Raw genomic sequence first — 7,174 nt, forward strand, 5'->3', positions numbered from 1 at the left:
CCAACCTGCTCCAATACGCCACCCGGAACATGAGCTGACCATGACTGCCTTAACCCTTCCCGATATCGCTGTTCAAGACATCCGCACTGCTTTGCCACTGGACTGGGTCGGCATGTGCAACATTGCCTTGCCGCTGCTGTTTCAAGGCAACAGGCTGCGGGCCAGTGCCGACGCCGGCGTCAGCCTGGACGATGGCAGCGCTCGCGGCATCCATATGTCGCGCCTCTACCTGGCATTGGAGATTTTCGAACAGCAGCCGCTGAGCCCAGGATTGCTACGCCAGGTTCTGGAAGATTTTCTAGCCAGTCACGCCGGTTTATCCACCGCAGCCTATTTGAATCTGCGCTTCGATTTGCTGCTCAAACGCCCAGCACTGGTCAGCCCATTGGCGGGTTGGAAGGCCCATCCGATTACGCTGTCTGCTCAGCTAAAGGATGAAATGTTCCACGTGGAACTATTTGTGCAGCTGGATTATTCCTCCACCTGCCCCTGCTCGGCAGCCCTGGCCAGGCAATTGATTCAGCAGCAGTTCCTGTCCGATTTCGACAATCGCCCGCTAAGCCACGAAGCCGTACTCGCTTGGTTAGGCAGTGCCGAGGGTGTGGTTGCCACACCCCATAGCCAGCGCAGTGTGGCGAAACTGCAGGTGCGTTTGCGGGAAGGTAGTGATGCGTTTCCGATTGTCGAGCTGATCGATCAGGCCGAAGCCGCACTGGGTACTGCTGTGCAAACGGCGGTGAAACGTGCGGATGAACAGGCCTTCGCCTTGGCCAATGGTCAGAACCTGATGTTCTGTGAGGATGCCGCGCGGCGCCTGCATCTTGCCTTGCGCAGCCTGGAAGGGATCAGCGGCTTCAAGCTGCGCGTGGAACATGCGGAAAGCCTGCATGCCCACGACGCGGTTGCCGAAAGCCGATGGTGCTGGAACGGCTAGGTCCGTGGCTTGACCGTTCCACACTCAGCACCCAGCCACACGGCACGGGTGTTCATGCTGCCCTGCTGCTGCACGCCCGACGCATTGAAGGTGCCGGCGACCTCGGTGAGAAACTCGCGGTCACTAAGGAAGGTAGCTTGTCCCGCTCCCTGGGCCTTCGGACAGGTGAAGGTGAACTTCCACACATTGCCATTGCGCTCGGTGATCTTCTGCGTGCAGCCAGACTTCGGATCCTGCAGCGGGATGTCGTTGCTCTTGACCTGTTCAGGGGTGAGGCACGAACGCACGCCCTGACCCGCGATATTGATGCCCTGCTTGGCCAGGCCCCCTTCGATCATTGCCCGTTGCTCGGGCGGCAGGTTCTTCAGCTGGCCGAGCATGAAGCCCATGTCCGGCAGCTGCTTGCCATCGACCTGCATATTGCTGGTGGTCAGTTCCCACAGACCCGGTTGCAACATCTGTGCATGCACCAACGGGCTCGCCAGCCCCAGGACCAGTGCCAGCATCGGCAGACGACTCTTCATGTAGTGGACTCCTCGAAACTCCAGCCCCAAGCTGGAACACAGCTTAGACGTCATTTTGTGCTTTCGGTTGCAAGGTCGCCCTCGAACATGCTCTGTTAGAGACAGTGCCTTTGGATAGCAGGATGCGTATGGACTACCACAGCCCCTTATTCTTCGGTTACCTCATCGGTGTCATACACCTGCTGGGCAGCATCGCCGCCGTGCATGCGGTGCTCACTGTGCGCACCGCCCAGGGCGCGATTGCCTGGGCCCTGTCGCTGGTGTTCATTCCTTACTTCACCCTGATCCCCTACCTGGTGTTCGGCAGTCGCACCTTCGATGCCTACATCCATGCCCGCCGCCACGCCAACCGTGAAATGCATGTGGCCATGGCCGACCTGAACTGGCGGCCCTGGGTCGAGGAGGCCCTCGCCGCACGAAGTTCCGAGTCCTACACCTCGCTGCGAGCCATGCCCGGACTGGGACGCATGCCTTGCCTCGCGAACAATCAGGTGCGTCTGCTGATCGATGGCAAGGCCACCTTCGACGCCATCTTCGCCGCCATCGAACAGGCGCGGGACACCGTGCTGGTGCAGTTCTTCATCATTCACGACGACAACCTGGGCCGGGCGCTGCAGGCCCTGCTGCTGAAAAAAGCCGCCGAGGGGGTCAAGGTCTTTGTGCTGTACGACCGGGTCGGCAGCCATGCCCTGCCCGCTGCCTATAGCCAGGTCCTGCGAGATGGCGGTGTGAACATCCGCGCCTTCGCCACCCGCCGCGGCTGGTTCAACCGCTTCCAGGTCAACTTCCGCAACCACCGCAAGATTGTCGTCGTCGATGGTATTCAGGGTTTCGTCGGCGGGCATAACGTCGGCGACGAGTACCTGGGCAACAAGCCGAAGCTCTCACCCTGGCGCGACACCCATGTGCAAGTCAGCGGTCCGGTGCTGGCCTGCCTGCAGGAGTCCTTCGCCGAAGACTGGTTCTGGGCGACCCGCACACTGCCGCCCCTGCTGCTGCCCGACACCTATCCGGAAAACGGCGTGCTCTGCCAGGTGCTGGCCAGTGGTCCGGCCGACCCTCAGGAAACCTGCTCGCTGTTCTTCGTCGAAGCCATTCATTCGGCCAAGGAGCGGGTGTGGATCACCAGCCCTTACTTCATCCCCGATGAAGCGGTATTCGCCGCCCTGCGCCTGGCGGTTTTGCGTGGGGTGGATGTGCGCATCCTCCTGCCGTCACGGGCCGACCATCGCATCGTCTATGCCGCCTCCAGCCTGTTCGCTTTCGAGGCAGTGCGTGCCGGGGTGAGGATGTTTCGCTACGGGCCGGGATTCCTGCACCAGAAGGTGGTGCTGATCGACAATGAGATCAGCGCCATCGGCAGCGCCAACCTCGACAACCGTTCCTTCCGCCTGAACTTCGAAGTGATGCTGCTGACTGTCGATCGCGCCTTCGCCGGCCAGGTCGAAGCCATGCTGTTCCACGACTTCGACCTGGCCCGGGAGATCACCGCCGAAGACAGCCAGGACACCCATCGCCTGCAACAACTGGGGATGCGTATTGCCCGGCTGATTTCACCGATTCTCTAGCGGCGCTCAGCGATACAGGTCTTCGCGGGTAAGCGGCAGGTCGTGGTGCCCGTCGGCGAATGGCTTCACCGCGAGAATCTGGTGCAGGTTGATCCAGCCCTTGGCAAAGGCATAGGAACAGCCGGCCAGGTACAGGCGCCAGATGCGCAAGGCTTTCTCCGGCACCAGGGTCGAGGCTGTTTGTAACTGACTCTCCAGACGCTCACTCCACAGGTGCAGCGTGCGCGCATAGTGCAGGCGCAAGCTTTCGACATCGACGATCTCAAGTCCCGCCTGGCTGATGCTGGCGGAGATCATCGACAGATGCGGCAACTCGCCGTGAGGGAACACAAAGCGATCGATGAAGCTACCGGCGCCACGTCCCACCGGACGGCCGTCCACATGCTTGGCAGTGATGCCGTGGTTCATCACCAGGCCGCCCTCGCGTACCGCGCCGAACAAGCGCTGACAATACAGCGCCAGGTTGGCGTGGCCGACGTGCTCGAACATGCCGACACTGACCACCTTGTCGAAGCGGCCATCCTGAGGCAGGTCGCGGTAGTCGAGGATCTTCAGCTCCACCTGGTCCTTGAGCCCCTCGGCCTTGACCCGTTCGCGGCCCAGCTTGAGCTGCTCCTTGCTCAAGGTGATGCCCATCACCCTGGCGCCGAACTCACGGGCGGCGAATCGCGACAGGCCACCCCATCCGCAGCCGACGTCCAGCAGGTAATCGCCCTTCTGCAGACGCAGTTTGCGACACAGGTGCTCGAACTTGTTCAGCTGGGCCTGTTCCAGGCTGTCCTGGTCGGTCTTGAAGTAGGCGCAGGAGTAGGCCATCTCCTTGTCCAGCCACAGCTGGTAGAAGTCGTTGGAGAGGTCGTAGTGATAGGAGATGGCCTCGGCATCGGTGTCCTTGTCATGCTCGCGACGCACCGGCTGATGGTCGGCTTCATCCTTGAGCAACGCCTCACTGAGCTCATCGCAAACCCGGATCACCTCACCGATGGTGCCCTCAAGCTCCAGCTTGCCCTCGACGAAAGCGGCGCCCAGTTCATCCAGGCTCGGGTGGGTCAGTTGGGTGATCAGCTGCGGATCCTTGACCAGGATGGTGACCTTGGGCTTGGGGCCAAGATCGTACTCATGACCATCCCACAGTCGCAGACGCAGTGGCAGTCGCAGGCTTTGCAGAACCAGTGGAAGTTGCGCAAGCATGAATGAGCCTCCCTTTCTTCATCGGACGTCACCGCCAAAGGGTAGTTCAGATATTCAAAGCTATAGCACATTGCGACCATGGTCTGAGGCTGACGCCCGCATTCCAGACCCTGCGGGCACATCCGGGGCCACTCGATAATTTGTATACAATCGATCATCCCACAGACTAATCTTGGCGCCATTGTCGATTCTTCATCCTGGAGTACAACAATGAAAACCTATGATGTGGTGATCATCGGCGGCGGCCCCGGCGGCTACAACGCAGCCATCCGTGCCGGCCAGCTGGGCCTGAGCGTGGCCTGCGTGGAAGGACGCTCGACCCTCGGTGGCACCTGCCTCAACGTTGGCTGCATGCCGTCCAAGGCGCTGCTGCATGCCTCCGAGCTGTACGAAGCCGCCACAGGCAGTGAATTCGCCAACCTGGGTATCGAGGTCACCCCGACCCTGAACCTCGCCCAGATGATGAAGCAGAAAGACGAAAGCGTGACCGGCCTGACCAAGGGCATCGAGTTCCTGTTCCGCAAGAACAAGGTCGACTGGATCAAGGGCTGGGGCCAGCTGGCCGGACCTGGCCGGGTCAACGTCAGCGCCGCCGACGGCAGCATCACCGAGCTGCAGGCCAAGGACATCGTCATCGCCACCGGCTCCGAACCCACCCCGCTGCCGGGCGTGACCATCGACAACCAGCGCATCATCGACTCCACCGGTGCCCTGTCGCTGCCGAGCGTACCCAAGCACCTGGTGGTGATCGGCGCTGGCGTGATCGGCCTGGAGCTGGGTTCGGTGTGGCGGCGCCTGGGTAGCCAGGTCACCGTGATCGAATACCTGGACCGCATCTGCCCGGGCACCGACGAAGAAACCGCCAAGACCCTGCAACGCGCACTGGCCAAGCAAGGCATCAAGTTCAAGCTGGGCAGCAAGGTGACCCAGGCCACGGCCTCGGCCGATGCCGTCAGCCTGAGCCTGGAACCTGCCGCCGGCGGTGCCAGCGAAAACCTCGAAGCCGACTATGTGCTGGTCGCCATTGGCCGTCGCCCCTACACCAAGGGCCTGGGCCTGGAGAGTGTCGGCCTTGAGACCGACAAACGCGGCATGCTCGCCAACGAGCATCACCGCACTTCAGTACCGGGCGTGTGGGTCATCGGTGATGTCACCTCCGGCCCGATGCTTGCGCACAAGGCCGAAGACGAAGCGGTGGCCTGTATCGAGCGGATCGCCGGCAAGGCCCATGAGGTCAACTACAACCTGATCCCCGGGGTGATCTACACCCGTCCGGAGCTGGCCAGCGTCGGCAAGACCGAAGAACAGCTCAAGGCCGAAGGTCGCGCCTACAAGGTCGGCAAGTTCCCCTTCACCGCCAACAGCCGGGCCAAGATCAACCACGAGACCGAGGGCTTCGCCAAGGTCCTGGCCGATGCCAACACCGATGAAGTGCTGGGCGTGCACCTGGTCGGCCCGAGCGTCAGCGAGATGATCGGCGAGTTCTGCGTGGCCATGGAGTTCTCGGCGTCGGCCGAAGACATCGCCCTGACCTGCCACCCGCACCCGACCCGTTCCGAAGCCTTGCGCCAGGCGGCCATGAACGTCGAAGGCATGGCCATGCAGATCTGACTTCAGTCAGCCTGCATCCCTACCCTGCTCACCTGTGGCGCCGGTCGCCGCAGGTGCAGCAGCAGGTGCGCGAACAGACCGAAGATCAACCCCCAGAAGGCAGCCGACAAGCCCAGGAATGACATCCCCGAGGCCGTCACCAGAAAAGTGATCAACGCCGCCTCGCGGTCAGCGGGCACACTCATCGCCCCGGCCAGCGCGCCGCCGATGGCGCCGAACAGCGCCAGTCCCGCCAGCGCCGCGATCAAGGCCGCGGGAAAGGCAGTGAACAGCGACACCAGCGTTGCGCCGAATACGCCCAACAGCAGATACAACACCCCACCGCAAACACCCGCCCAATAGCGTTTACCCGGATCATCATGAGCTTCGCGACCGGTGCAGATCGCCGCGGTGATCGCCGCCAGGTTCAGGCCATGACAACCAAAGGGCGCCAGCAACAGGCTGGTCAGGGCATTGCTGGCAATGATCGGGCTGGCGGGCGTGGCATAGTCGTCGTTGCGCAGCACCGCGATGCCCGGTACGAATTGCCCGGTCAGCGCCACCATGACCAGCGGCAAGCTGATGCTCAGCACGGCATGCCAGGTGAACGCCGGCGTGGTCCACACCGGGGTGGCCAGCCCCACCACCAGCGCCGAACTGTTCATTGCGCCACTGCCCACGGCAATGCTCACGCCGCAGACCAGCACGGCCAGCACCGCGTAGCGTGGCGCGATGCGCTTGAACACCAGGTAGCAGACGAACATCGCCAGCACCAACAGCGGTTGCGCTTTGAGCGACGTGAACAAACCGGTGCCGAAGCTGAACAGGATACCCGCCAGCATGGCGGCGGAAATGGCCGGTGGCAGCTTGCCGACGATGCGGTCGAAGGCACCGGACAGGCCCACCAGCAGGATCACCAGGTTGGCGACGATATAGGCGCCGACCGCCTCGGCGAAGGCGATGTCCGGCAGCAACGCCACCAGCAAGGCCGAGCCCGGCGCCGACCAGGCGATCACCAGTGGCACCTTGAAACGCAGGCTGAGGACTACACCCAGCACGCCACTGCCGATGGAAATGGCCCACACCCACGAAGACAGTTCGGCCGCCGACAGCTGTGCACTGTGGGCGGCCTGAAAGATGATCACCAAGGGACCTGCGTAGGAGATCAGGGTGGCGATGAAGCCGGCGACCAAGGCCGACAGGGAGAAGTCCTGGAGTATTGTTTTCATTGGATTATCCAGTGGTGGCTTCTGAAAAGCATCGCGGGGCCACCCCCCACCCCCCCCGGGGGGCGGGGGTGCCCCCCGAAGGGATAAAACCCCACACAAACCGACAGCAACCCCCCCCGCCCCCAGCTGAGCGTAGCG

Annotated in this window: 6 protein-coding genes; 3 read left to right on the forward strand and 3 right to left on the reverse strand. The window is 62.5% G+C overall.

Annotated features, from left to right (window positions below; all coding sequences use genetic code 11):
* Positions 1-40 precede the first annotated feature (40 nt).
* A complete protein-coding gene (folE2, locus tag M2D63_RS21740) occupies positions 41-934 on the forward strand; it encodes a GTP cyclohydrolase FolE2 (RefSeq protein ID WP_285865089.1) in 894 nt (297 codons plus the stop codon).
* Here the strand turns inward: folE2 and M2D63_RS21745 are convergent.
* Entirely contained in the window at positions 931-1,458 is a 528-nt protein-coding gene (locus M2D63_RS21745) for a DUF3617 domain-containing protein (RefSeq protein ID WP_285865090.1), read from the reverse strand. The two genes, folE2 and M2D63_RS21745, sit on opposite strands and share 4 nt — an antisense overlap.
* 128 nt (positions 1,459-1,586) lie before the next feature.
* Here M2D63_RS21745 and cls point away from each other — a divergent pair, with 128 nt between their 5' ends.
* On the forward strand, positions 1,587-3,026 hold the full coding sequence (gene cls / locus M2D63_RS21750; protein WP_285865091.1) for a cardiolipin synthase: 1,440 nt from the start codon (positions 1,587-1,589) through the stop codon (positions 3,024-3,026).
* A gap of 6 nt (positions 3,027-3,032) precedes the next feature.
* Here cls and cfaB read toward each other — a convergent pair whose 3' ends face one another.
* Positions 3,033-4,217, reverse strand: a complete 1,185-nt coding sequence (gene cfaB / locus M2D63_RS21755; protein WP_285865092.1) for a C17 cyclopropane fatty acid synthase CfaB — start codon at positions 4,215-4,217, stop codon at positions 3,033-3,035.
* Positions 4,218-4,427: 210 nt separating this feature from the next.
* On the opposite strand from cfaB, the gene lpdA reads away from it, so the two are divergent.
* Positions 4,428-5,828 (forward strand): dihydrolipoyl dehydrogenase, encoded by a 1,401-nt coding sequence (lpdA, locus tag M2D63_RS21760; RefSeq protein WP_285865093.1) that lies wholly within the window; start codon positions 4,428-4,430, stop codon positions 5,826-5,828.
* A 2-nt stretch (positions 5,829-5,830) separates the two neighbouring features.
* Here lpdA and M2D63_RS21765 read toward each other — a convergent pair whose 3' ends face one another.
* The gene (locus M2D63_RS21765) at positions 5,831-7,036 is read right to left on the reverse strand and encodes a benzoate/H(+) symporter BenE family transporter (RefSeq protein ID WP_285865094.1); all 1,206 of its coding nucleotides are present in this window, start codon (positions 7,034-7,036) and stop codon (positions 5,831-5,833) included.
* Positions 7,037-7,174 lie beyond the last annotated feature (138 nt).

The sequence above is a fragment of the Pseudomonas sp. BJa5 genome (assembly GCF_030272875.2).
Taxonomy (GTDB): Bacteria; Pseudomonadota; Gammaproteobacteria; order Pseudomonadales; family Pseudomonadaceae; genus Aquipseudomonas.

Bases quoted from the DNA above. Each gene is read 5' to 3' on its own strand.
- cls (WP_285865091.1), top strand. From the start codon at position 1,587: ATGGACTACCACAGCCCCTTATTCTTCGGTTACCTCATCGGTGTCATA.
- folE2 (WP_285865089.1), top strand. From the start codon at position 41: ATGACTGCCTTAACCCTTCCCGATATCGCTGTTCAAGACATCCGCACT.
- M2D63_RS21745 (WP_285865090.1), bottom strand. From the start codon at position 1,458: ATGAAGAGTCGTCTGCCGATGCTGGCACTGGTCCTGGGGCTGGCGAGC.
- cfaB (WP_285865092.1), bottom strand. From the start codon at position 4,217: ATGCTTGCGCAACTTCCACTGGTTCTGCAAAGCCTGCGACTGCCACTG.
- M2D63_RS21765 (WP_285865094.1), bottom strand. From the start codon at position 7,036: ATGAAAACAATACTCCAGGACTTCTCCCTGTCGGCCTTGGTCGCCGGC.
- lpdA (WP_285865093.1), top strand. From the start codon at position 4,428: ATGAAAACCTATGATGTGGTGATCATCGGCGGCGGCCCCGGCGGCTAC.